Origin of the sequence: Pseudanabaena sp. BC1403, from assembly GCF_002914585.1 — a bacterium.
In the GTDB taxonomy this organism is placed as follows: Bacteria; Cyanobacteriota; Cyanobacteriia; order Pseudanabaenales; family Pseudanabaenaceae; genus Pseudanabaena.
On the sequence record NZ_PDDM01000005.1, the window covers coordinates 100,671 to 123,743 of the forward strand.

The 23,073-nt window shown below is 40.2% G+C and carries 25 protein-coding genes; 11 read left to right on the plus strand and 14 right to left on the minus strand.

Going from position 1 to position 23,073, the window contains the following annotated elements:
* The first annotated feature begins 71 nt into the window (after positions 1–71).
* The 5 genes from CQ839_RS06685 (at position 72) to CQ839_RS06705 (ending at position 5,776) form a co-directional block, all read left to right on the plus strand.
* Complete coding sequence (locus CQ839_RS06685) at positions 72–788, plus strand: actin-binding WH2 domain-containing protein (protein ID WP_103667611.1); 717 nt, start codon at positions 72–74, stop codon at positions 786–788.
* A 443-nt stretch (positions 789–1,231) separates the two neighbouring features.
* Entirely contained in the window at positions 1,232–1,627 is a 396-nt protein-coding gene (locus tag CQ839_RS24765; RefSeq protein WP_146048705.1) for a hypothetical protein, read from the plus strand.
* A 96-nt stretch (positions 1,628–1,723) separates the two neighbouring features.
* A complete protein-coding gene (gene patD / locus CQ839_RS06695) occupies positions 1,724–2,071 on the plus strand; it encodes a heterocyst frequency control protein PatD (RefSeq protein WP_103667501.1) in 348 nt (115 codons plus the stop codon).
* A gap of 148 nt (positions 2,072–2,219) precedes the next feature.
* Positions 2,220–4,091 (plus strand): NAD(P)H-quinone oxidoreductase subunit F, encoded by a 1,872-nt coding sequence (locus tag CQ839_RS06700; RefSeq protein ID WP_103667502.1) that lies wholly within the window; start codon positions 2,220–2,222, stop codon positions 4,089–4,091.
* 170 nt (positions 4,092–4,261) lie between these two features.
* Positions 4,262–5,776, plus strand: coding sequence for an NADH-quinone oxidoreductase subunit M (locus CQ839_RS06705; protein ID WP_103667503.1), 1,515 nt, complete (start codon positions 4,262–4,264; stop codon positions 5,774–5,776).
* Positions 5,777–5,820: 44 nt separating this feature from the next.
* Here CQ839_RS06705 and CQ839_RS06710 read toward each other — a convergent pair whose 3' ends face one another.
* The 7 genes from CQ839_RS06710 to CQ839_RS06740 form a co-directional block, all read right to left on the minus strand.
* The gene (locus CQ839_RS06710) at positions 5,821–7,038 is read right to left on the minus strand and encodes a glycosyltransferase family 4 protein (RefSeq protein ID WP_103667504.1); all 1,218 of its coding nucleotides are present in this window, start codon (positions 7,036–7,038) and stop codon (positions 5,821–5,823) included.
* Complete coding sequence (locus CQ839_RS06715; protein ID WP_103667505.1) at positions 7,035–7,883, minus strand: methyltransferase domain-containing protein; 849 nt, start codon at positions 7,881–7,883, stop codon at positions 7,035–7,037. The genes CQ839_RS06710 and CQ839_RS06715 overlap by 4 nt, the downstream gene beginning before the upstream one ends.
* Positions 7,884–7,914: 31 nt before the next feature.
* The gene (locus CQ839_RS06720; RefSeq protein ID WP_258040645.1) at positions 7,915–8,688 is read right to left on the minus strand and encodes a TylF/MycF family methyltransferase; all 774 of its coding nucleotides are present in this window, start codon (positions 8,686–8,688) and stop codon (positions 7,915–7,917) included.
* A gap of 2 nt (positions 8,689–8,690) precedes the next feature.
* The gene (locus tag CQ839_RS06725) at positions 8,691–9,659 is read right to left on the minus strand and encodes a hemolytic protein HlpA-like protein (RefSeq protein ID WP_103667507.1); all 969 of its coding nucleotides are present in this window, start codon (positions 9,657–9,659) and stop codon (positions 8,691–8,693) included.
* Positions 9,660–9,678: 19 nt separating this feature from the next.
* Positions 9,679–10,272, minus strand: a complete 594-nt coding sequence (locus CQ839_RS06730; protein WP_103667508.1) for a hypothetical protein — start codon at positions 10,270–10,272, stop codon at positions 9,679–9,681.
* Between the two features lie 254 nt (positions 10,273–10,526).
* Positions 10,527–11,834: an ABC transporter ATP-binding protein gene (locus CQ839_RS06735; protein ID WP_103667509.1), complete on the minus strand. Its 1,308-nt coding sequence runs from the start codon at positions 11,832–11,834 to the stop codon at positions 10,527–10,529.
* A gap of 57 nt (positions 11,835–11,891) precedes the next feature.
* The gene (locus tag CQ839_RS06740; RefSeq protein WP_103667510.1) at positions 11,892–12,437 is read right to left on the minus strand and encodes a hypothetical protein; all 546 of its coding nucleotides are present in this window, start codon (positions 12,435–12,437) and stop codon (positions 11,892–11,894) included.
* A 149-nt stretch (positions 12,438–12,586) separates the two neighbouring features.
* Between CQ839_RS06740 and CQ839_RS06745 the strand changes: the two genes are divergently transcribed.
* Complete coding sequence (locus CQ839_RS06745; RefSeq protein WP_103667511.1) at positions 12,587–13,381, plus strand: DevA family ABC transporter ATP-binding protein; 795 nt, start codon at positions 12,587–12,589, stop codon at positions 13,379–13,381.
* A 45-nt stretch (positions 13,382–13,426) separates the two neighbouring features.
* Positions 13,427–14,794, plus strand: a complete 1,368-nt coding sequence (locus CQ839_RS06750) for a TldD/PmbA family protein (protein ID WP_103667512.1) — start codon at positions 13,427–13,429, stop codon at positions 14,792–14,794.
* A gap of 81 nt (positions 14,795–14,875) precedes the next feature.
* Here the strand turns inward: CQ839_RS06750 and CQ839_RS06755 are convergent, their stop codons facing one another.
* The 7 genes from CQ839_RS06755 to aroF all read right to left on the minus strand — a co-directional run bounded on the left by CQ839_RS06755 (position 14,876) and on the right by aroF (position 20,101).
* Positions 14,876–15,142 (minus strand): hypothetical protein, encoded by a 267-nt coding sequence (locus CQ839_RS06755; RefSeq protein WP_103667513.1) that lies wholly within the window; start codon positions 15,140–15,142, stop codon positions 14,876–14,878.
* A gap of 129 nt (positions 15,143–15,271) precedes the next feature.
* A complete protein-coding gene (locus CQ839_RS06760; RefSeq protein WP_103667514.1) occupies positions 15,272–15,664 on the minus strand; it encodes a hypothetical protein in 393 nt (130 codons plus the stop codon).
* A 16-nt stretch (positions 15,665–15,680) separates the two neighbouring features.
* Positions 15,681–16,271, minus strand: coding sequence for a hypothetical protein (locus CQ839_RS06765; protein ID WP_103667515.1), 591 nt, complete (start codon positions 16,269–16,271; stop codon positions 15,681–15,683).
* Positions 16,272–16,672: 401 nt separating this feature from the next.
* Positions 16,673–17,872 (minus strand): lipid-A-disaccharide synthase-related protein, encoded by a 1,200-nt coding sequence (locus tag CQ839_RS06770; RefSeq protein ID WP_103667516.1) that lies wholly within the window; start codon positions 17,870–17,872, stop codon positions 16,673–16,675.
* Positions 17,873–17,984: 112 nt separating this feature from the next.
* Positions 17,985–18,608 (minus strand): class I SAM-dependent methyltransferase, encoded by a 624-nt coding sequence (locus tag CQ839_RS06775; RefSeq protein WP_103667517.1) that lies wholly within the window; start codon positions 18,606–18,608, stop codon positions 17,985–17,987.
* On the minus strand, positions 18,608–19,027 hold the full coding sequence (locus CQ839_RS06780) for a thioesterase family protein (protein WP_103667518.1): 420 nt from the start codon (positions 19,025–19,027) through the stop codon (positions 18,608–18,610). Before CQ839_RS06780 ends, CQ839_RS06775 begins: the two co-directional genes overlap by 1 nt.
* 39 nt (positions 19,028–19,066) lie before the next feature.
* Positions 19,067–20,101, minus strand: coding sequence for a 3-deoxy-7-phosphoheptulonate synthase (gene aroF / locus CQ839_RS06785; RefSeq protein ID WP_103667519.1), 1,035 nt, complete (start codon positions 20,099–20,101; stop codon positions 19,067–19,069).
* Positions 20,102–20,375: 274 nt separating this feature from the next.
* On the opposite strand from aroF, the gene argH reads away from it, so the two are divergent.
* The 4 genes from argH to CQ839_RS06805 all read left to right on the plus strand — a co-directional run bounded on the left by argH (position 20,376) and on the right by CQ839_RS06805 (position 23,061).
* Positions 20,376–21,767, plus strand: a complete 1,392-nt coding sequence (gene argH, locus CQ839_RS06790; RefSeq protein ID WP_103667520.1) for an argininosuccinate lyase — start codon at positions 20,376–20,378, stop codon at positions 21,765–21,767.
* A gap of 99 nt (positions 21,768–21,866) precedes the next feature.
* A complete protein-coding gene (locus tag CQ839_RS06795) occupies positions 21,867–22,112 on the plus strand; it encodes a 2TM domain-containing protein (protein ID WP_103667521.1) in 246 nt (81 codons plus the stop codon).
* A 16-nt stretch (positions 22,113–22,128) separates the two neighbouring features.
* Positions 22,129–22,701, plus strand: a complete 573-nt coding sequence (locus tag CQ839_RS06800) for a Uma2 family endonuclease (protein ID WP_103667522.1) — start codon at positions 22,129–22,131, stop codon at positions 22,699–22,701.
* 69 nt (positions 22,702–22,770) lie between these two features.
* Positions 22,771–23,061 (plus strand): DUF3181 family protein, encoded by a 291-nt coding sequence (locus CQ839_RS06805; protein WP_103667523.1) that lies wholly within the window; start codon positions 22,771–22,773, stop codon positions 23,059–23,061.
* Positions 23,062–23,073 lie beyond the last annotated feature (12 nt).

The following is a 23,073-nucleotide window of genomic DNA, read 5'->3' on the forward strand; positions in this document are numbered from 1 at the left end:
TAACTTAAGGAACATTTACTGTTCAAAAAATGTCCAGAGTTATCAAGTTTAACTTCTGCCTTCAAAAATTTATGCCATTTTTTTCAGTTCTTATTGACTTACTTAGCGATCGCGATCGGTTCATTCAAGAAATCTATGACGGCATCAAAATCAATACCAAAATATTTGGCTTGTTAGTTTGTAGCTCCATATTTTTAGCGATTTATGGCGGATTGATCGGTGCGGTTAGTTCTTGGATGCAGGTTTTATCCTCGGCAGCCAAGTTGCCATTTTTGTTTCTTATTACCCTAGCGATTTGCTTGCCTGCGCTCTATTTCTTTAATGTTTACTTCGGTGCAAAAACTCGCCTGAGTCAATATACGGCGATTTTACTTTGTGCTGTGACTATTACGAGTACTTTATTATTTGGCTTTGCGCCAGTCACCTTATTCTTCTTGATTACGACAGATAGCTATTCCTTTTTTCTGCTGTTAAACGTTGCCATATTTACGTTAACAGGAATTATTGGAGTTTACTTTCTCTATCAAGTTTTACTGCCAAAAGTAGAAACTATTGTCTCAGATCAAGGCTTAATGATAGAAGATACAGCGATTGACAAAAACCGCAAAGTTCGGATATCAATTTTGAAGTTTTGGTTAGGGCTTTATGCTTTTGTTGGTAGTCAGATGGCTTGGACGCTCAGACCATTTTTTGGCTCCTTTGGCTCTAAGTTCGACCTTTTTCGTCCTCGCGAAGGGAATTTTTATATGGCAGTCTGGAATGCTCTTAAGCAATTCTTTATCTCATAAACCTGAGTTTAGGAATTAACAGTAAAATAGAGAACTAATTTTTGGTGGCGCGGCTTTGCCGCGCCACCAAAAATTAGTTCTCTATTAAATCGTAGAACTCTTACCTAACAACCATGCAAACTGATATTAGGCATTTACAGATCACTGAACAAGATCTAGAGAGAGTAACAGGAAAAGAGATTAGCCCTTTGTTTATTGGAAGTGCTTATAGGATTTCTATACTCAAAAAGAAAAAATGCTTGGTTCCTTTTTTGCTGAGTGAGGTTGTCACTCTATTCTTAATTTCAATTTTCAGTTTGCCAATTAGCATTTTGATCTTTCAATTTCTCGGTAGACCCATAGATAACCGTCAAGATCAAGTTGGATTCGCTATTTTTGTATTCTCATTTGCCATAATTTTGTTCGCTGGGTGGAACCTTTTTGCTTGGACGAGAGCTAAGAAAATGGCTTGTTTATCACATCTTCTCGATGAAGTTGATAAATATAATCAAGTGATATTTGCTGTCGATATTTGCGATCGCCTCAAGTCTATTGGCAATCAAGTTGGCAATCAATCAGCAAATATCGATCATCGCGAAGATATACTGAAAGCTCTTGAGCTAACTAGAGATAGTCTAATTTGTGGTTTAACGACTGAAAAAATACTCCGAGAGCATCGGAATTTTTTAAGTAGTCATCGCCAGCTTTTCGACAATATTGAGCAAAATCTAATTGCGTTAGAGTCTTTAGAAGTCAAGAATCAAGCCGATCAGTATAGTTCTATGCTGAGTGATGCATTAGTCATTGGCATCAATGTCCAAAGAGAAATGCTGAACTTGCAAACATATAAAATCATCTAAAGGTTCTGCAACCCAATTTTTTATGGGCGGCGAAGCTGCTCACAAAAAATTGGGTCTTTATTGTTGTAGTATCGTGCAAATTTCATTATCAAAACCTTGGCACAAGATTATTTAGCTTTAGTTCATGATTTGCAAAATCAGTTAGAAATATTGCAAACAGCGATCGCCTCCCAAAAAGAACCTGCACCCACGATCGCCAAAGACTGGCTGCGATCGCATCGCGAAATTCAAACATTTTTTCAGTCAAATCTTATAAACACAGATCTAGAGATAACACCGCAAAATTTATCTTTGCAAGTGGAAATTGATAAACAATTAAAAATGCTTGGCGTAGATTTAACAATGTTGCAAACTGCGCGTAGTCCCGCCACATGGCAAAAAAGGCATCAACAAGCCTGCGATCGCTTTGTTCTATTAGATCGGTATTTACGAATGCATTATTAAACGTATTAAAAGAAGGGATACTTTGCATCCTTTTTTAATGCATTATGGCGATATCCATAAAATTTTGACGCGAAACATTTTATTGTAAGCTTATAAAATAATCGATAGATTTTAAGATAAACATAGTAAAAACTCTATAGTAAAATCAATGATCCTAGAAACAGCTTGGTTATTGCCTTGCTATGGTTTGCTGGGCGCAGTGCTGACACTCCCATGGTCATTAAGGATAGTTCGTCGATCAGGCCCGCGTCCTGCGGCTTACCTAAATATATTGATGACTGTACTAGCACTAGTTCATAGCTGTTGGCTGCTGACATCAATTTGGGGACAACCTGCTCAACAATTTGAATTTATTTGGTTTCAAGCTTTTGATCTAAATCTTGCTTGCTCATTTGATATCTCCACGATTAGTGTCGGCGCATCAGTGATGATTGCCGTGATGAGTTTGATCTCACAAGTCTATGGGCTAGGCTCTCTCGAAACTGATTGGGCGATCGCCAGATTTTGCGCCCTAATTGGCTTCTTTGAAGCAGCGATCACAGGGATTGCCTTTAGTGACTCACTATTTTTCAGCTATGCCCTGCTGGAGATGCTCACCCTATCAACTTATTTACTAGTCGGGTTTTGGTATGCACAGCCCCTAGTAGTAACTGCCGCTAGAGACGCATTTTGGACAAAGAGAGTCGGCGACTTATTTTTGTTAATGGCTGTAGTTACATTGTCCAATCTTACGGATAGTTTGAATTTTTCCGATCTCAAAACATGGGCTGATGCGCCGCAAACGATCGCCTATTTTGCCGAACATCAACAATTTGGCACGTTATTAGGGCTAGCTCTAATTGCAGGCCCATTGGGTAAATGCGCTCAATTCCCACTGCACCTATGGCTCGATGAAGCGATGGAGGGGCCAAACCCTGCTTCGATTTTGCGAAATTCCGTAGTTGTAGGTGCTGGAGCCTATGTGCTGATTAAGTTTCAGCCTATTTTATCTCTGTTTCCCGTGGCGGCTGAAGTTTCGGTGGTGATTGGTTCAATTACAGCGATCGGCGCATCATTAGTGGCGATCGCCCAAATCGACATGAAACGCGCTCTATCCCACTCAACAAGTGCCTATCTTGGTCTAGTTTTTATCGCCGTGGGTATGCAACAGCCAGACCTAGCTTTGGGCTTACTCTTTAGTCATGGCATTAGCAAATCATTGTTATTCCTCAGTTCTGGCGCAGTAATGATGACCACGATGACGCAAGATCTCACGGAAATGGGCGGCATCAAAACACGAATGCCTGCCAGTCTCATCGCCTTCATTGTCGGCTCACTGGGATTAGTGGCGCTGGTTCCATTTGGCGGATTTTGGACTCTTCTACGATGGGAAGAAACCTTTTGGAATAGCGAACCTTGGTTAATTGCGATCGCCTTATTGGTCAATAGCATTACTGCCTTCGGACTAATGCGATTGTTTGCACTCGTATTTCTTGGCCCAACCCAGCCCAAAACCCGCCGTGCGCCCGAAGTTGCTTGGCCAGTGGCACTTCCATTAGTCTCTCTGACAATCATTACTTTACTTGTGCCCATCTTGTTACCATCATGGGAATTTGTTGATATTGACTTAGATACAGTGGATATCTGGGGTACTGTCGTACTTTCCGCTTCAGGGCTTCTTGGCTTTGGCTTAGGTGCATATATCTACATCAAACCCTACGAAACTGGTAGCTCAGTGCCGATGTTGCCAAAGGCTACTCGTCAGGTATGGAAAGCTGTACAGGATTTACTAGCCTATGACCTCTATGTACAAGCCATCTATAAATACACCGTGGTCTTGATTGTGGGCGGGGGCTCCAAATTTTTAGCTTGGATTGATCGCTATTTAGTCGATGGTTCAGTTAACTTTGTTGGCTTTGCCTCAATCTTCAGTGGCGAAAGCTTGAAATATACGGTGACAGGAAGGTTACAGCAGTACGTGCTGACGATCATGATCGGTTTAATTCTGATCGGATTTGCCGCTTTTTATGGTCTTCATTAAAAGTTCAGCTACTAGATATCAGTCGTGGCTTTACCCCCTTTAATTCCCCCTTGCAAAGGGGGAAAACTAGAAATCTTGTTCCCTCCCATTTGCAAGGGGAGGGTTAGGGTGGGGTAAATTTTAAATGAGAAATCACCTTAATTGTTTTAATTATTATTTTTTAATCAAATATGCTTAGCACATTAGTTTGGGCACCGATCGCAGGTGCACTTCTTATCGTTTTAGTGGGCGCAGCCCTCGACACCCAACAGTTACGCCGAATATCATTAGGCATTGCGATCGCTACATTTGGATGGGCGATCTTCTTAATCACCAAATTCGATATTAGTCTATCCTCCATCCAATTAAGTGAATCCTTGGCTTGGCTAGATCCCATCGGACTTACCTATCGGCTAGGTGTTGATGGTCTATCCTTCCCACTAGTTCTAATGAATGGATTATTGCTGATTATCGCTATCTACATAAGCAATGATATTCAACGTCCTCGCCTCTATTTCCCCTTGCTATTAGTGCTTGGGGGTGGTGTCAATGGAGCATTTCTTGCTCAAAACTTACTCCTTTTCTTTCTTTTCTTTGAAGTTGAATTAGTTCCCCTCTATTTACTAATCGCGATTTGGGGCGGAGAAAAACGCGGCTACGCTGCAACCAAGTTTTTAATTTATACCGCCATTTCAGGCGTGCTGATCTTAGCGGCCTTTTTCGGCATGGCATTTTTTGGTAGTAGCGATACTGCCTTTACCTTTAACTATCAAGACTTAAATCTTGAAGGCGTATCGACAACGACCAAAGGAATTTTGCTAATTCTGCTACTCCTTGGCTTTGGCATTAAAATTCCAATCGTGCCGTTGCATACATGGTTACCTGATGCCCACGTTGAAGCCTCAACCCCAGTTTCCACATTGCTCGCAGGGGTTCTACTAAAACTTGGAACATACGGTCTATTAAGGTTTGGACTGGGTTTACTGCCCGAAGCATGGCAAGCGATCGCTCCATTTTTGGCAGGTTGGGCTGTGGTCAGCGTCATTTATGGATGTCTTACCGCAATCACCCAAACTGACATGAAAAAAATGGTTGCCTATAGTTCTGTAGGACATATGGGGTATATCCTTCTAGCCTTAGCCGCTGCTAGCCCATTGTCACTAGTAGGGGCTACTTTTCAGATGGTTAGTCATGGTCTTATCTCGGCGCTGCTATTTATTTTGGTGGGTATTGTTTATAAGAAAACGGGAACCAGAGATATCAACTCCCTCAATGGTTTGCTCAATCCTGAACGTGGTTTACCAATTACAGGTTCGCTGATGATTTTGGCAGCAATGGCAAGCGCAGGTACACCAGGAATGATTGGGTTTATTGCTGAATTTGTGATTTTTCGTAGCAGTTTTGCAGTTTTCCCAATCCAAACTCTTCTCTGTATGATTGGAACTGGATTAACTGCGGTCTATTTCCTCATCATGATCGATCGCGTATTTTTTGGCCGTCTTGCCGTCGAAAAAATTGCCAATCAGCCACCGATTAGCAATTTTCCCTTTGCAAAATGGCAAGAAAAATCTCCCGCGATCGTTCTCGCTCTGATCATCGTTTTCTTTGGACTAATCCCCAACTTTGCCACCAAAATGATCGAGAGTTCCGCCGATGCGATTGCGCCAAATCACACTAAGCCAAGTCATATTGCTTTGGTAGAATAGTTCAGTAAGAGGCGGTGCAAAACACCGCCTCTTACTTTTGTGATTTAAAGCAAAATCTCTTTGTAAAGTTTGATATAGCGCTCTGCTTGCAATTCTAAAGAATATTCCGCAATGGCGATCGCACGACAATTGACACTCATATTTTGTCGCAATTGATCATCTTCTAGTAACGTCACAATACCATTACAAAAATCCTTGGCATCTTCAGGTTTTGCTAAATAACCCGTGACCATCGGTCTTACTAGGTCTGGAACACCGCCAATATCAAAGGAAACCATTGGCGTTCCACAAGCCATGCTTTCTTGTAATACTAAAGGTAAATTATCAGCACGGGTAGGGAAAATAAACAGGTCAGCCGCCGAATAAGCAATAGACTTTAAGCGATCGCTACTAATATATCCCAAGCCAATAGTTGGTATTCCCAATTCAGCAGTAATCGCCTCACTTCCATTCCCAAAGGTCAGGAGTAGTATCTCTGCTTTAAGAGATATCGGTAATTGCCGCAAAGCATTTAATAATAAATCCCCACCTTTGCGTTTATCTTTAAGACTTTCTGCACCGAATAGAAGTACTCTTTTATCTTGAGGAATACCTAAAACAGCCTTACATAAATGCCGATCTAATGGTTGATAAGTATCTGTATCAATACCATTAGGAATGTGGTAGATAGGAAAGCGATTGAGCATACTTGCTTTAGCTTGTTCAGTTAGCCAATGGCTGAGAGTGACGATAGTTAGATTTGATTTACCGTAAATCCAATTTTTGAGTTTCCACTCAATGAGAGTACTATCGTGACAAATGGCAGGATAGGTGTCAGGATAAGGACATTTCCCACAGCCAATTTTCCAGCGATCGCAGTCATAGCTATAAGCACAATGTCCAGTAAAGCTCCACATATCGTGGAGAGTAAAGATTGCAGGTTTTGTTTTAGTTAATTTTGAAACAGCTAAATAGTTAAAGTAGCCTGCATGTAAATTATGAAAGTTTAGAATATCTGCATCTTGATAAAATTTGTGATTAGGAATATCAAAACTGCTAAGAAGATTGATGTAGTTAAGCCCAGAATACCTCGTAAAACGATTGAGTAGATTTTCAGTACGGGGTTTACGAGGAACAGCCACTATGCGATCGCTGTCAGTCTTAACATTTCCCACCAACATCTTAGAATCAATCCCTTGTTCTAATAATCCTTGATGAAGACGATATCCTGCGATCGCAGCACCACCCGAGGTATCAGATTGATTGACATGTAAAATTTTCATAAGACAGGTTTTATAGATTCCATATACAGAGAATCTGGCTTATAAACAGAACCATCAGGCTCTGTATCTAAATTAAAGCTAGTCCATTCAGGGATATAGCTTTCATGAGCAGTTCGTTTTGTGATTTCTTGTAATCCACACTTTTTTAACAAACTAGATAAAGAGTAATGATCGTACATCCACTGATGAACCTCTCCACTTTGTCTAAACTGCCCTATTTCTAGCGCATCTAGCTCTGTTGGACTAAGGATAAGCTTGAGAACTGCCTGACGGCGGTAATTAGAATATCGCAATAGTCGATAAATATGCTTAAGAAACTTTTTGAAATTATTCTCAGGCGTAGTTTTAAGAAAAGATTGTTTTTGAGAATTATTTATAATTTTCTCAATTTCAACCCCGCAGCGTTTGATCACAAATTCTCGATTAGCAATATCTTGTTGGGACAGAAAATCGACCATTTCTCCGCCAAATTTACGTCTCACTGTTTGGTCATACATTTCTAATAGTATCCACTGATAGTTTTGTTCCCATTCTTCAGAACCAATACAAGCGTTTTCTAGGCAATGCAGATACATTCTGGCTATTTGCTCAAGATCTGGAACTACTACTCTTAAGATTCCTTGAGGACGTAGCACTCGATAGCACTCTTCCATAAATATTTTTGCATCCGCTTTAGAAAGATGCTCCAACATATGAGAGTGATAGACTATATCAAATGATTGTTCTGGAAAGGGAATTCCCTTTTTTAAATCGTGAGCAATAACACTCTGATCTGTGGATATAAAATTAATATTTGTCCAAGATGGATGAAAACGATGACCGCAACCAAGGTTAAGATACTTCATTAAATCTTTCTTATTAACTGCAATAATTATTTCAAAGTTTTATCCCAATTCTTCCAGTAAAGTCTATCCGATTTAATAGAATCTGTACTTTATTATTTGAAATATATTCATCAGTAGCTTTCCGACATCCTTTCCAATATCCATAGTCATCAATTATGATTACTCCTCCTGGAACTAAACGGGGAAATAAATTTTCCAGCTCATGACGAGTTGATTCATACCAATCTGTGTCTAGCCGAAGTACCGCAATTTGATCGGGTGCTTTTTCAGGAATTGTCTTTTCGACTTCTCCTTTAATAAAATAAATCTTGTCTGAAGCATACCCAGTTGAATGTAAATTGGTCATAACTTCTTCTAAAGACGCATAACACCAAATAGATGTTTGATCTTCTTTATTACTATCTTGTAGAAGTTGTAGAGCATTATCATTTGTAAATGACAGATCTTCTTGACTCGGAGGTGTCATCCCCTCAAAAGTATCAAATAGATAAAGATTGCGATTTATATCGTTCATTCTGAGAAGTGTATGAGCGATAGCCATCATACTGCCTCCTTTCCAGACACCACATTCAACAATATCTCCTCTGATATTATTATTGCTAATATATTCAATTGCCTTTATTAAAGCATAAAGTCGCTCAGGACTAGTCATCGTAAAAGGTTTAATGAGTTTAATAATTTCTAGATCTGATTGGCTAAAATCAGGAAATTGATTTGGAAGCAAAAAATCTTGGTTGTTTCTACTTTTTTTAACTAAATCATATCCACTAAAGTTTAATATTTTTTTGACAATAGATTTTAGCATCTTCATTGCTTTATATGTTTTTTTAATGATTTTAGGTTGCTTTTTAAAGCCCGTAATTTATTTATCAATTTGCCTTTAAAAGTATTATTTTTCAGAGCCAATTCTTTCATAGTTATACCGCCAAAAACATGATCAAAAGTATATTCATCAGCAGTGCGATCGCGTACTAAAAAAGATGGATGATAAATTTTACCAATATCTTTAACTGGTAAATTAGCAAGCTTTGAATCTCCTGTAATATGAGTCCCATCACTACGAAAGCCAATATTTGAAACTAAGTTAACATTTGGCAATATCGTTAGCCCACTATTTTGCCAGCAAGTAAAAGTCCAAGGATAAGCCCAAGAGTTAGGCTGACCAAACTTATCTAATTTATCAAAGATATCACACCAATATTTTATCTCTAATTCACTATCTAAAATACTTCTTAGATAATGACTATCTCTAACTGTTTGCCAGTTCGATAAATCATGGTCGTAGTGTTGCCAAGCTCGTCGCCAACTTGCCCAGCCCCAGCAGTGGTTATAGTTAGAGAAATAATAGCTCCCATTGCCACGCCATTGTCCATCTTGAAAATTATCGCCACTAATGCACCAGATCCGTTCATCTTCGCGATAATGCTCTAGTAACTCTTGACAATATCTAAAAAAAGAAGGATGTGGCAAGCAATCATCTTCTAAAATAATTGCTTCTTCGACATGTTCAAATACCCAGTTGATTCCACTTGATACTCTTTGGCGGCATCCTAAATTGATGTCAGAATAATTGGTTAGAACCTGACAATCCCAATCTACTTGTTTAATAATTTCTCTAGTTTGTTTACATTTTTCAAATTCTTCTGGAAACCTAGCACCATCAGCAATTACAAATAGTTGTTTAGGTTGTGCTAGTCGAATAGATTCGAATACTATTTGAGACAAATCTGGGCGATTGAAGATTATAAAAACTACTGGAGTATTTAGATTTGCCATAAGAACTTAGATCCATCAACTACCGCTTGATCCCATCTACGATTAAAGAAGTATAGGCTAATTTCCCTCCTTGATTTCGCTTATCATAGCGTTTAGATCGAACAATATGACCATCTTCAGACGACCAGTCTTGAAAATTAAATTCTCCCTTTTCATTCCAATATTCAAGCAATTTGATTTGGAATCCAGCTTTTTCTAACTCTAACGAAATTGACAAATAATTGTACAATATTCTGTGGTCATCTGAACCAACACCTGTCCCACCGGGGCGAACATATTCTATATAATCTGGATTTGGATGAAATCCATCAGGAACTGCAATTCTTAATCTCCCCCCCCTACGAAGAAACTCAAAGCAATTTCTCATCGCTTGTGCTGATTCTTCTATTGTAAGATGCTCCCAGACATGTTCTGCTAGAAATATTGACCGCGTGTTCGGTCTCCAGTATTTAGCAAAACTATCTCTTTTAGTTATGTCAAGAGTGTCCTTATCAGTTAGCAACCATCCCGACACGGGAATATAGGCAGAGCCAATAACAATTTTCTTGGAAACTGATAAAATGTAGCGTCTTTTAGCTTTTCGAATTAAGCTTGTTAAAAAGTCTAGGATCATATTTTTTGCTTTTTATGTGGATTATGAAGTTATCTCTAATATCTTAGTACAGGACGAAAATCTTGAAATGCTTTCCTAGTAAGCCTTTTAACTGAAATGTTTGAATTTATACTGGGCAATAGTTTTAGGCAATTTTGTCGTTCCTTTTTTGATTTTTTGCCCTGTACTTAGTTCTAATATATTAAATTAATATCTTGCAAAAAAAAAAAGTAAAGTGCAACATCTAAAGAAGTCAACAAATCGTCAATTCAATTTTAAGCTGAGACATTAATTTGACTTAAATTTACCAGCAAAGTTTTGAATTGATAATCAACTAAAAAATTTCCCTGCATTAGCGGAGGCAATTTCCCTGTCCCATAGAAATCCCCTTGTTCTACCTCAAACAAACCAGCATTTAAAATCCAATCAGCAATTACCCCGTTGACTGTGCTGAAGAGAGTAAATCCGTAGCTTCCAGATGTCAAAGGCAGTTTATTTATTTCTACAGCAATACAATCTGTATCACCGCCAAAATTAGACAAATCTGAGCATATTACATCTGTACTAAGATGAGTGATTCTTTCTCCAGTTTGGTTGTCAATAGCTAATGCAATATTTAAATTATTTAACCTTTTTTGAGTGTTGTTTGTGAAAAAAAGTAATATCCTTACATTTTGACCACTATAAAAACAGGTTGTATTTTCTCCCATTTGATTTTGAAAATGCACTGATGTAAATCTAATTTTACCATCTCCTTTTCTATCTTTTCTATCTCTTAGAGAGATTTTTGATAAACCTGAAGAGTTGTTGAGGTAATTGTTAATAACTAGTTGCGTTGTATCATCACTGACTACCTGTCCTTGATCTAGCCAAATAGACCTTTGGCAAAGCTTTTGAATTGATGCCATTTGATGACTCACAAATAAAACAGTTCGTCCTTCTTTTTCGGCGACATCTTCCATCTTTCCTAAACACTTCTTTTGAAACTGAGCATCTCCTACTGCTAATACTTCATCAACAATTAAAATCTCTGGCTCTAGATGTGCTGCTACTGCAAAAGCCAAGCGTACATACATTCCTGAGGAATAACGCTTTACTGGTGTATCTAAAAATTTTTCCACTTCCGCAAAGGCAACTATTTCGTCAAATTTTTTCTTGATCTCTGATCTATCCATTCCCAAAATTGCGCCGTTAAGATAAATATTTTCGCGACCAGTTAATTCTGGATGGAAACCTGTACCAACCTCTAAAAGACTGGCAACTCTACCTTTGATGGAGATTTTGCCAGAGGTGGGTTCGGTGATGCGACTGAGGATTTTGAGGAGGGTGGATTTGCCTGCGCCGTTACGTCCGATGATGCCAACGCGATCGCCTTGCTTAATTTCAAAGGACACATCTTTGAGTGCCCAGAACTCTTCACTGCGATCGTCAAGGTTTGCTGTGCAAACGCTTGTCAATCCATGCCAAAGAGACTTTGCCCCATTAGAGAGCACATCGCGGAAAGACGTATAACTTTCTTGCTTTTGGTGACCAATAATGTACTTTTTACTTAAATTTTCGACCCGAATTACGACATCAGACATTTTTAAGTTCTTAAATGGTATCGGTAAGAGGTGCTAATAATAGCATCGATCTGAAAATTATTCTGATTGCCCAGATTTGACAAGTTTTAAGATTGAGGTTCTGAGATTGTGGACAGCTTGGGTATCCTCTTCGTCAGATGTATAGGTATCGTCAGATTCTTCGAGAGATTCTTGGGCTTGATCTTCTGACTTCAACGCGAGGCGATCGCATAGGTCATCAAGTTGCGATGCTAAAATGACTGGTACATGGGGGGCAACCAAGTCAAGGTTAGGGTGGTTTGGTAAGTCATCACATGGGCAGCAAACTGGTGTCCTTGGGCCTATATCGACGGACGGCACAAGCAAATTACAACGGGCGCAAGCAATAATTTCCCATTTGTTGTCTAGCAAGTCGCTAATAGTTTGATCAGTCCCGCTTAAATATGCTTCTTGGGCTTTAGAGGTACTAATTTCATCCCAGAGCTTATTGAATGAAGATGAATATTTTTCCCCTTGTAAAATCTTGTAAATGTGAACTTGCTTACCTTGGGCTGATAGGCTGACGGTTTTGCCCATCTGCATCCATTGTGCGACATAGTTTTTGACTAAGGTTCGGGATGCCATGAGTTTAGAACCTTTGATGAATGATTAAAAAGATTTGATTACACAGAGCATAAATGCACCTGCCATAATTAATATAGTCTGAGAGCTTCATTGATAGTCTGAATAAATCTTATAATTTGTCATTTATTTTGATCATAGGTCTTTAGAATATGCTCGGCACTTTTTCCGATCCTACAACACAGTCCCTGCCTCCAAGCGTCGAGCCATCGGTACAAATCCGTAATTTAAATTTCCACTACGGCGAAGGGGATCTATTTAAGCAGGTTTTATTTGATATCAATCTAGAGATCTACCCTGGTCAGATTGTGATCCTCACTGGCCCATCTGGCTCAGGCAAGACTACACTTCTTACTTTAATCGGTGCTTTACGAACGATCCAAGATGGCAGTCTCCAAGTTTTGGGTCAGGAGCTGAAAGGGCTAAATCCTAAAAAGCTGGTACAAGTTCGCAAAAATATTGGGTTTATCTTTCAAGCGCATAATCTTTTTTATTCCTTGTCAGCAAGACAAAATGTCATGATGTCTACGGATCTATTTGCCCATGAGGGTGGCAATGCAATGGCGGCTAATCAGGCTGCTGAAATTTTGACTCAGCTTGGATTGGGTGAGAGGATTGACTATAAGCCCCATGCTTTGTCGGGTGGGCAAAAACAACGGGTCGCGATCGCAAGGGCTTTGGTCAATCGTCCGAATTTAATCCTTGCCGATGAGCCAACGGCGGCGCTAGATAAAAAATCTGGGCGTGATGTGGTGACGCTGATGCAAAAAATGGCAAAGGAGGAAAACATCACTATTTTGATGGTGACCCATGATAACCGTATCCTTGATGTTGCCGATCGCATTATTAACTTGGTGGACGGCAATTTAGAATCTGACAATGTGATGAATGATTTTCTGGCGAATCGCGATGCTTCAGGTGTTGATTCGCGTACATTTATGTTGTAGCTAGGGTTTAATTATGTCGATGTATTTATTAGGAGTTAATTTTTGATGGGCAGACATCTAGAAGAACAAGCTGTAGAACATGTACTAGAAGCGTCATTTTATCAACTTGCCGATCGCTTGATTGATAGTCTGCATCATGGTGAACATTTAACGATTAACTTAGAGAGTGAGCGTAGTCAATTCACTAGATTTAACCATGCTAAAGTCCGACAGTCAGGAGTGGTCGCCGATGGGAATGTGACTATTTTGCTAATTTATAATCAGCGTGAAGCTTTTGCTAAGTTTCCGTTTACAGGCGATCGCGAAATTGATATGGCTTATGCGATCGCTAATCTTGAATATCTCAGGCAAGAAGTTGCTCAGATCCCCGAAAATCCTTATCTAGTCCTTCCTGAGAACCAAGGCTCAAGTCGTGAGGTTTATCAAGGTAATTTGTTAAATCCAGAAGATGCGATCGCTACAATTCTCGCGCCAGTGAATAATGTTGACTTTACAGGCTTCTATGCTTCAGGTTCGATAATTCGGGCTAATGCTAACTCCGCAGGTCAAAGACATTGGTTTGCGACGGATTCTTTTTTTGTTGATTATTCGATGTTTGTCCAGACGGATTCTGGCGAAAAAGCGGTTAAGGGTATTTATGCTGGCAAAGATTGGGAAGCAGAGGCTTATAACTTACAGATTAATCGCTCTCAGCAACAATTAGTAGCCTTGCAAAAGCCAAGTAAAACGTTAGAGCGTGGTCAGTACCGTACTTACTTTGCACCTGCGGCTTCATCGGAGCTATTGGGCTTTTTGACTTGGAGTGCGGGGGAGTCAGGTTTGCAGCAAAGTAGTAGTGCTCTTTTAAAATTGAAAAATCAAGAAAGAACTCTATCACCATTGCTGTCCATTAGTGAAAACTTCACCTATGGAAATGTGCCTCGTTTTAACGATTTAGGAGAAGTTGCTCCAGAATATTTATCTATTATTGCTGAAGGGAAGCTGGTTAACACATTGGTGAGTTCACGCAGTGCGAAGGAATATGGCAAGGTCGCCAATGGTGCTGATGAAGGTGAGTCGATGCGATCGCCTGAAGTTACCGCTGGAAATTTAGCCGAGTCCGACATTCTCAAACAGTTAGATACGGGACTCTATCTATCAAATTTGCATTATCTCAATTGGAGCGATCGCAGTGGCGGTAGAATTACTGGGATGACTCGCTATGCTTGCTTCTGGGTTGAGAATGGTGAGTTTATCGCTCCCATTGAGAATCTACGTTTTGATGATAGTATCTATGACTTTCTTGGCGAAAATCTCGAAGCTTTTACCGATTTTCGTGAGTTTATTCCTAATACTGGCACGTATGAAACGCGATCGCTTGGCAGTATTCTCGTCCCAGGAATGCTAGTCAAAGACTTTACCTTCACCCTCTAAAAAACCACGACATCAATCGACTTATCGGTTTGGCTTAGCAATGCAGTTGCTCTGCCAAAGATAACCTTTGGATTTTAAAGATCATATTTGAGAGGTCGGCTCCAAAGCATTGTTAGGTTTCTGCCTTTGGGCAATTTGCATGAGCAGCCGAAGTGCTTCGTTAACTGCTTCACTAGTTGGAAATGCTTGAGCAACATCAGGATCAAGTAATACTATGTTTGTGCCTGTTCTGTAGCGCTCGACATATTTTCCTCTAACACCACCCTTCATCCTACTAAAGTCGTACTCATGACGTAAATCGTCTTCTAGATCTTGGTTATTCTCCATCTTCGTAAAACCTCCGCTCATTTCGGGTTGCCTCTCGTGCGCTGATTATCCGAACTCGATCTGCTCGAATTGTAACTGACTAGAAACTGCTCTACATAGATTGCTTTCGTTAAAACAAAAATAAGGTGTGTTCTATTTCATAAAAGAACTCTACGAGATAGGCGATCGCACTGAATAAAGTTCTTGAAAAAATCCATCTATTAAATCCTCATAATCGGACAAATTTTCATAAACCCGAACTTTGTCTTTCGATCTCACTTGATGAATCTCAGTACCAATATGAGCAATTAAATATACTGACTTATTTATTGATTGTGCAAATCCAACTTCATAGTAGCAACTAGGTCTTTCTAATGAGAGATCCGCTAATACAAGATCAGAACTTTCAAGTAAGGCGATTGATTCGTTAACATCAGTTTCAGAGCCTTTATTCAAGCCAAAAATCACTTCTATCCCATACTTGTGACCTATTTTAATCAGCAAGTTTTTCTTACTAGTAAAGTTTGGATCAGAATAATGTGGTGTTACTACAAACAACTTCATGGATCAATACCTATTTCTAAGGTGAGAATAACAATGCCCTCCAACCATCTACAAACTTTCCTAAATTAAGTAGGATTGCAAGAATAGACATAAATGTGGCTGAAAGAAATATAACAAAAAAAGCATTTGGAACGAATAACTCTTCATTGGTGGATTTTAGAGCTTTAAATCTTTGCTTTTTAGGAGCTTGAAGAGCATTCAATTTTTGAAGTATCTCCCACTCTCTCCTAAAAGGTTCGTATGAAACAATTTTCCTTTCTCCATCTACCTCTAAGTTGAATTTTAGGAGGGGGGCCATCTCATTCAATACTTCAAATTTAGCTGTGTTCAGAGACTTGAAGTCCAATATCTGTTTAAGCCATAATTTCGCATACACTGATGCCATGATGGAGACAACAGCAATGAGCGTGAACCCAGTATATCGATACTGTGAGTTTGATATTGACCAGTTTGCTATTACAGCTATAGCTAGAACAATCCCGACAGAAATCGAATAATTCTGGCTGTTTTTAGATAGTCGTCGATCCGTCACCTTTTCGGCGGAATCGTATATCAATTTAAACTCATCAAACGAGCACTGGTGTTTGTTGGCTGGCTCAGTATTCATAAATATTCCATCTAGAGCAACAAACTCATTATGTCAGTATGTTAATGACCAGATATTAAGATCAAGAGAAAAACATAGTGAACTGTCATATCAAGGTACTTTAAATCGATTTAGCTTCAAACTTCGGCAAATAAACTCAGTATACCGCATTACCAATAGCCTAGCAGTCTAACTAAATAATTACACTGAAAATTTAGTGCGATAGTCTTAAATCATGACAATTATAAAGAAATGTTTTGGATAACACAACTATTTTGCGTAACATACAGAGAAATGCAGATTAACACGACACAACAGAAACTTAACAACTTTTAGAGTGTTTTCGTGACAAAATCTGCGTTAATCAATACTTTTTTGATGCTAAAACCTTTAAAATCCTCGCTTCGCATGGATTTTAAAGGTTAACAAGACTTTGCCAATATTTGCGCGATCACATCAGCCAATCTCTCAGAACCACCTTTTGCGCCAACCCGTTCCATTCCATTTTGTCTGCAACGTTCCAAATAACCGCGATCGCTAAGAGTTCGCTTCACACATTGCGCCGCTTCCTGCAATATTTTTGAAGTAGCTGGTTCCTTCCCAATCGTTTGTACTGACAAACCTAACAAACGTTCCTGTGCATTCGCAAAGCGATAGGAAAATTGGGGGCCATTTCCCATGATTTGAATTACAGGTTTTCCCAACCCAACCATCTGCTCGACAGCAGTTCCCGCCATGCCGATCGCTAAATCACAATGATGCAAAATATCCGCAAACGCATCACTAAAACAAAGAACACTGATGTTTGTTTTTGTAAGGTACATCTTGCCATCAGCATATTGCCAACCAGCTTGAGCAGCTAGTTCAGGTAATTGGGGAGCAACACTTGGGACGATCGCAGCTCGAAATTGTACAGGATTGGGAGCGAATTCTTGAGCGATCGCTACACATAAGCGTAACTGTAATACTAGATTCTCGGCAGCTTCTGGCAACCGACTTCCTGACAGTAAGGCGATCGCAGGGACATCAGGATTCAAAGCTAAATCTTTGCCTGTCGGTTCCAATACATCCATAATCGGATAGCCAACAAAATTTGTATTCTGATAACCTCTTTTTCTAATCAGTTCTGCACTATAGGCATCGCGGGTCAAAATTTGCTGACATCGGCGCGATCGCATCATTAGGGCTTGCAACCAACGAGGAACATAACGGTTTTCGTAAAATGCTGATGATGACACTAAAAATAAGGCATAGGGCAACCCCGTTAAATAGGCAAATAGCGCAGGCACAACATCACCTGTCGCAAACACAAAATCGCAAGTTTTGCCACATTCTCTCGCCGCCTTAATTTGTTGCCAAGTCAGATTAATCAATCCAGATTGGAAATCTGCAATCTGCTTCTGCACACTCATATAGGCAAATCCCCCCGATGGCAAGACTTTTGTCTGAGTAGCGATCGCTACACCAGCCCGACGATAGGCATTCCCTTCACCAACAATCGGCAATGCGATCGTCTCTACCTCTGGATATTTTTGCCTTAAAGCTTTGAGAACTTCACAAGCATTTAGGTCTTCACCGTGACCGTTACTAATAAATAAAACTCGTTTGGGGATTGAAGTCACGATGATAAAGCTAATAACTGATAGCTAAAAATTATCACATTTTCTTTAACTAAGTAGCTACGCATAAATAAACTTATGAGGATATCCCGCGTAGCGGGATATCCTCATAAGTTTATTTTCTTGATCGCAAAACTTGTAAACTGCCACCAGCATAAAGTTGGCAAGACTCAACTGTAAATCCAGATTTACTTAAAAGCTGTGGCAGATCGGTTTTAAGTAATTGCCATGCAGTTTCTGTCTCAAATAGCCAGAGGAAAGTCGCAATAGGTAGCCAAAACAAGGGATTAATCGGACGATGAAAATCAATAATGATAAATTGTCCTTCAGGTGTCAAAATCCGATGTACTTCTTGAATGATTTGCTGCAACTGCTCTGAATCCATCTCATGCATAGCTGTATTCGTGAGTACCAGATCAAAAGTGCGATTGCTAAAAGGCATTTTTTCTGCGAAAGACTCTACATACTCAGCTTGGGGCACATTTTGCTTGGCGCGTTTAATTGCGATCGGTGAGGCATCTAAGCCCGTCACATCATGGAAATGGTTAACTAGCTCTCTTGTCGCCTGTCCTGCACCACAACAAAGGTCAAGAACTTTGGCTTCAGGATTAATGGATAAATCTTTTAAAAACAAACGATGAAATCGCTTTTCCCCACCAACACTAATCGCCGCCAGTGCAGATACAGTGTCATAAAACCATTGATAGCGATAGCTCCAGTCACGTAAAATCGTGGTCATTAATTCAATTCAATCCATTTCATGAGTTCTTGGGCTAGATTACACCGCTTTCGAGTGATGGAATCAATACAAACATGTTTAGTTAAGGCTCTAGCGATCGCCTTTTTTTCGACACTTTCTATATCAAAAAACAACTGATATTCAATCTGAAAAGATTCGGGACTTAGCAAGGTTTTTACTAAAGAAACCACAATGCGATCGCCACAGAACATTGGCTTAAAAAAATCAATACTTGCATGGGTAATCGGCACTGCGATCGCACCACCTCGAAAAAAAGATTGAACTTCAATTCCCGATGCTGCTAACGAAGCTTCGTATGCTTCATGACAAATAGATAATCCATTGGCAAAATAGACCACTCCAGCCGCATCGGTATCTCGAAAATGAATTGTGCGATCGTAAACAAAGGGTTGATTCATAGTTCTCTTAACAAAGAAGGCGCTTTGCGCCTTCTTTGTTTATGCCCGTTCCATTACTTGTGCCATGCGATTGATTTTAATCATGAGCTTATCAAAATCATCGAAAGTGAGCGACTGAGGTCCATCAGACAAGGCTTTCTTCGGATTCGGATGAACCTCGATCATTAGGGAATCAACACCCGCTGCGATCGCAGCCAAACTCATTGATGGCACATACTCTGACCAACCTGTACCATGACTAGGATCGATCATGATCGGCAAATGTGTTAGTTTGCGTAATACAGGAATTGCGGATAAGTCGAGAGTGTTACGGGTATATTCGCGATCGAAAGTTCTAATCCCACGTTCGCAAAGAATCACATTAGGATTTCCCTCTGCGAGAATATATTCTGCTGCCATTAACCAATCATCAATCGTAGCAGCTAATCCACGCTTGAGAAGAATTGGCTTATTCTGTTTACCCACTTGCTTTAGCAATGAGAAATTCTGCATATTTCTCGCGCCAATTTGCAACACATCCGCAACTTCGGCAATTTTATCAATATCGGCAGTATCCATTACCTCTGTGATAATACCCAATCCACTTGCCGCACGAGCCGCAGCTAATAGAGATAGTGCGCTCTCACCATGCCCCTGAAAAGCATAGGGCGATGTACGTGGCTTATAGGCTCCACCACGTAAAAAATTTGCCCCAGCAGCCTTCACGCGCATCGCCGTTTCCACAATCATTTCTTCGTTCTCAACAGAGCAGGGCCCCGCGACTGTCACTAAAGGATGATTTTCGCCGATCGCAATATCACCATTAGGCGTAGGTACAATCACCACGCTTGATTCATTTTGGCGATATTCACGACTAGCGCGTTTAAATGGGCGTTCCACCCGCAAAACTGTCTCAATCCAAGGGCTTAGTTCTTCGATACGATGCAGGTCAAGATTGGCTGTCTCACCAACTAGTCCCAACACAACTTTATGTTTTCCCACAATTTTCTCTGGCGATAATCCCCAACTAGATAGTTCTTCGCAGATCCGCCCCACTTCTTCTGCGGGTGTACCAATCTTGGTTACTACGATCACGGCTAGTCTCCTTTAGTTGTTTTCTTCACCTATTTTAACGCGAGTTCAATAAACGCAGTTTGCACTTTAATTTTCAGGGTGCAAACAAAGTTATAGCTACTGCCACTTATTTGTAGGAGAAAATCAAAAAACAAAAGAGATTTACGGCGCGAAGCGCCACAAATCTCTTTTGAGCTTTATTTCTTAAAGCCATAAATAATGAACCTATGACAAAAAGGCGCAAAACTGACGGTCAAAAAGTAAACTAAATCTTCAAGTACTACAGTTTTTTTGTATGAGCCAGCCAACAGCCCCCCAACCTTGGAGTCAGCGTTTCGAGACAGCGCTGCATCCTGCGATCGCTAGATTTAATGCCAGCATTAGTTTTGACATTAATTTAATTGAATATGACATCACAGGATCGCAAGCGCATTCACGGATGTTAGCGAAAGTAGGGATCATCAGCGCCGAAGAAGGGGAAATGCTTGTTAATGGTTTAGAGCAGATCCGCCAAGAATATCGATCTGGAAATTTTAATCCTGGTATTGATGCTGAGGATGTACATTTTGCGGTAGAGCGTCGCCTGACTGAGTTGATCGGTGATGTCGGCAAAAAAGTACATACAGCGCGATCGCGTAATGATCAAGTCGCGACCGATGTTCGTTTATATTTGCGCGACCAGATTCGCAAAATCCAGACAGACATTAGGACTTGGCAGCAAACTTTGGTGAATAAAGCCGAGCAGTATGTCGAGACGTTCATCCCAGGATATACCCATCTGCAACGCGCCCAGCCGATTAGCCTCGCCCATCATCTCCTTGCTTATTTTGAGATGGCTCAGCGCGACTGGACAAGATTAGATGAAATTTATCAAAGAGTAAATGTTTGTCCGCTTGGTTCGGGTGCATTAGCAGGCACGCCCCACCCAATCGATCGCCATTACACCGCTGAACTTTTAGATTTTGGTTCCGTGGGACGTAATAGCCTTGATGGAGTCTCAGACCGCGACTTTGCCGTAGAATTTCTCTGCGCGTCGAGCTTGATCATGGTGCATCTTAGCCGCCTATCTGAAGAAGTAATTCTTTGGTCATCGCAGGAATTTAGCTTTGTAAAACTTAGCGATCGCGTTAGCACTGGCTCCAGCATCATGCCCCAGAAGAAAAATCCTGACGTTCCTGAATTGGTACGTGGTAAAACAGGTCGTGTATTTGGACATTTGCAAGGTCTACTGACAATTATTAAGGGCTTGCCTCTGGCTTATAACAAGGATATGCAAGAAGATAAGGAAGGTATCTTTGACGCAGTAGTCACCGTTCGCGCCTGCTTGGAAGCGATGACAATTTTGATCGATGAAGGCATCGAATTTCAGACCAAACGTCTTGCAGAAGCCGTAGCTGAGGACTTCTCGAATGCGACTGATGTTGCCGATTATCTTGCATCTAAAGGAGTTCCTTTCCGTGAGGCATATCAATTGGTTGGGAAGTTGGTAAAAACCTGTACCAGTGAAGGGATTTTGCTCAAGGATCTATCCGTTGAACGCTGGAAGACTTTTCATCCTCAGTTTGAGTCGGATATTGTACAGGCGATCGCGCCTGCACAGGTAGTCAAGGTTCGTAATAGCTACGGTGGAACTGGCTTCGATCAAGTCAGAATCCAATTAGAAGCAGCCAAAAAACTTATTGCTTAAACCCACAAATGAGTGGCAGCGCGAATCGCTGCCACTCATTTGTGGATGTTTTTGCGCTAGCATAAGTTTTAGTTAAATTTGCCAAATTTTCGATTTTCTATGCCCAAGCTATTAAAGCCACCAGATCCTAACGATCCTGAATATCAAACCCTCGAACTCAGTGTTAACTTTTATCTGCACCTTGCCATCTATTCGGCTTGCATGACCTGTATGTGGTTTATTCAATCTATTACCGAAAAAATCTGGATCTGGTCAGTTTGGCTAGCCGTGATCTGGGGAATAATTGTCACAGTGCATAGTATTTGGGTTTTGTATAAGGAAAAGCAGATCCAGAAAGTTCAATAGCAAAAATGGTGACTCTATGGCAATCTCATTAGAATCTAATCCAAACACAATTTCACTAGATGAGTTTCTTCTTCTCCCAGAAACTAAGCCTGCAAGTGAGTATATTGATGGTCAAGTTTATCAAAAGCCAATGCCACAGTTTCAGCACAGTATCTTTCAAGCAGAAATTGTTAATTCCATAAATCAAATAGTCAAACCAAAAAAAATGGCTTTTGCTTTCCCAGAATTACGTTGTAGCTTTGGTGGAATATCGCTTGTACCAGATATTTGTGTATTGCGATGGCAGAACATTCCGTTTATGCTAAATGGAAGAGTTGGGAATAAAGTGCCACTTGCTCCTGATTGGATTATTGAGATTCTCTCTCCTGGGCAGTCACCTTTGCTGGTGATGAATAAAATTGGCTTAGCAATTACCAATGGTTCTGAGCTTGGTTGGCTAATTTCCCCAAGTCAAGAACTAATTATGGTATACGTAGGCGATCATCTCCCTGAGACCAAAAGAGGCTCAGATATTTTGCCAGTTTTGGATGTTTTGGGAGATTGGCAAATATCAGTAGATAATATATTTGACTTGCTAAAGTTACAATAATCTAAAGTTTAGGATAGGCGGCGCTTTGCGCCGCCTATCCTAAACTTTAGATTTATACAAATAAACAAAATGAGTACTACTGAACGTATTGAACAGCTCGCCGCCACGATCGCAGAAGATGTGTATATCGATATTGCTAAATGGCATTTGTATTTAAATGATGCGCATTTGCATCGCCCTCTTGCTGAAAAGTTTTATCCGATGTTGCCAGATGGTATTACATCGGCAGATGTTACAAAAGTATTAAATGGAACGATGATTGCGATCGGTGGCGGCAATCGTGAAATCCCTTTGAGTGACTTAATTCCCAAATCTTGTCAAAATAGATTATTAACTATTCTGGAAGATTTTGATTACTAAACCCTGTACGAG

Bases quoted from the DNA above. Each gene is read 5' to 3' on its own strand.
- CQ839_RS06710 (WP_103667504.1), bottom strand. From the start codon at position 7,038: ATGAAAATTTTACATGTCAATCAATCTGATACCTCGGGTGGTGCTGCG.
- CQ839_RS06750 (WP_103667512.1), top strand. From the start codon at position 13,427: ATGGGCAGACATCTAGAAGAACAAGCTGTAGAACATGTACTAGAAGCG.
- CQ839_RS06735 (WP_103667509.1), bottom strand. From the start codon at position 11,834: ATGTCTGATGTCGTAATTCGGGTCGAAAATTTAAGTAAAAAGTACATT.
- CQ839_RS06725 (WP_103667507.1), bottom strand. From the start codon at position 9,659: ATGGCAAATCTAAATACTCCAGTAGTTTTTATAATCTTCAATCGCCCA.
- CQ839_RS06745 (WP_103667511.1), top strand. From the start codon at position 12,587: ATGCTCGGCACTTTTTCCGATCCTACAACACAGTCCCTGCCTCCAAGC.
- CQ839_RS06715 (WP_103667505.1), bottom strand. From the start codon at position 7,883: ATGAAGTATCTTAACCTTGGTTGCGGTCATCGTTTTCATCCATCTTGG.
- CQ839_RS06775 (WP_103667517.1), bottom strand. From the start codon at position 18,608: ATGACCACGATTTTACGTGACTGGAGCTATCGCTATCAATGGTTTTAT.
- CQ839_RS06720 (WP_258040645.1), bottom strand. From the start codon at position 8,688: ATGCTAAAATCTATTGTCAAAAAAATATTAAACTTTAGTGGATATGAT.
- CQ839_RS06795 (WP_103667521.1), top strand. From the start codon at position 21,867: ATGCCCAAGCTATTAAAGCCACCAGATCCTAACGATCCTGAATATCAA.
- CQ839_RS06780 (WP_103667518.1), bottom strand. From the start codon at position 19,027: ATGAATCAACCCTTTGTTTACGATCGCACAATTCATTTTCGAGATACC.
- CQ839_RS06765 (WP_103667515.1), bottom strand. From the start codon at position 16,271: ATGAATACTGAGCCAGCCAACAAACACCAGTGCTCGTTTGATGAGTTT.
- CQ839_RS06685 (WP_103667611.1), top strand. From the start codon at position 72: ATGCCATTTTTTTCAGTTCTTATTGACTTACTTAGCGATCGCGATCGG.
- CQ839_RS06705 (WP_103667503.1), top strand. From the start codon at position 4,262: ATGCTTAGCACATTAGTTTGGGCACCGATCGCAGGTGCACTTCTTATC.
- argH (WP_103667520.1), top strand. From the start codon at position 20,376: ATGAGCCAGCCAACAGCCCCCCAACCTTGGAGTCAGCGTTTCGAGACA.
- CQ839_RS06755 (WP_103667513.1), bottom strand. From the start codon at position 15,142: ATGAGCGGAGGTTTTACGAAGATGGAGAATAACCAAGATCTAGAAGAC.
- CQ839_RS06740 (WP_103667510.1), bottom strand. From the start codon at position 12,437: ATGGCATCCCGAACCTTAGTCAAAAACTATGTCGCACAATGGATGCAG.
- CQ839_RS06805 (WP_103667523.1), top strand. From the start codon at position 22,771: ATGAGTACTACTGAACGTATTGAACAGCTCGCCGCCACGATCGCAGAA.
- CQ839_RS06760 (WP_103667514.1), bottom strand. From the start codon at position 15,664: ATGAAGTTGTTTGTAGTAACACCACATTATTCTGATCCAAACTTTACT.
- CQ839_RS06800 (WP_103667522.1), top strand. From the start codon at position 22,129: ATGGCAATCTCATTAGAATCTAATCCAAACACAATTTCACTAGATGAG.
- CQ839_RS06700 (WP_103667502.1), top strand. From the start codon at position 2,220: ATGATCCTAGAAACAGCTTGGTTATTGCCTTGCTATGGTTTGCTGGGC.
- CQ839_RS24765 (WP_146048705.1), top strand. From the start codon at position 1,232: ATGGCTTGTTTATCACATCTTCTCGATGAAGTTGATAAATATAATCAA.
- CQ839_RS06730 (WP_103667508.1), bottom strand. From the start codon at position 10,272: ATGATCCTAGACTTTTTAACAAGCTTAATTCGAAAAGCTAAAAGACGC.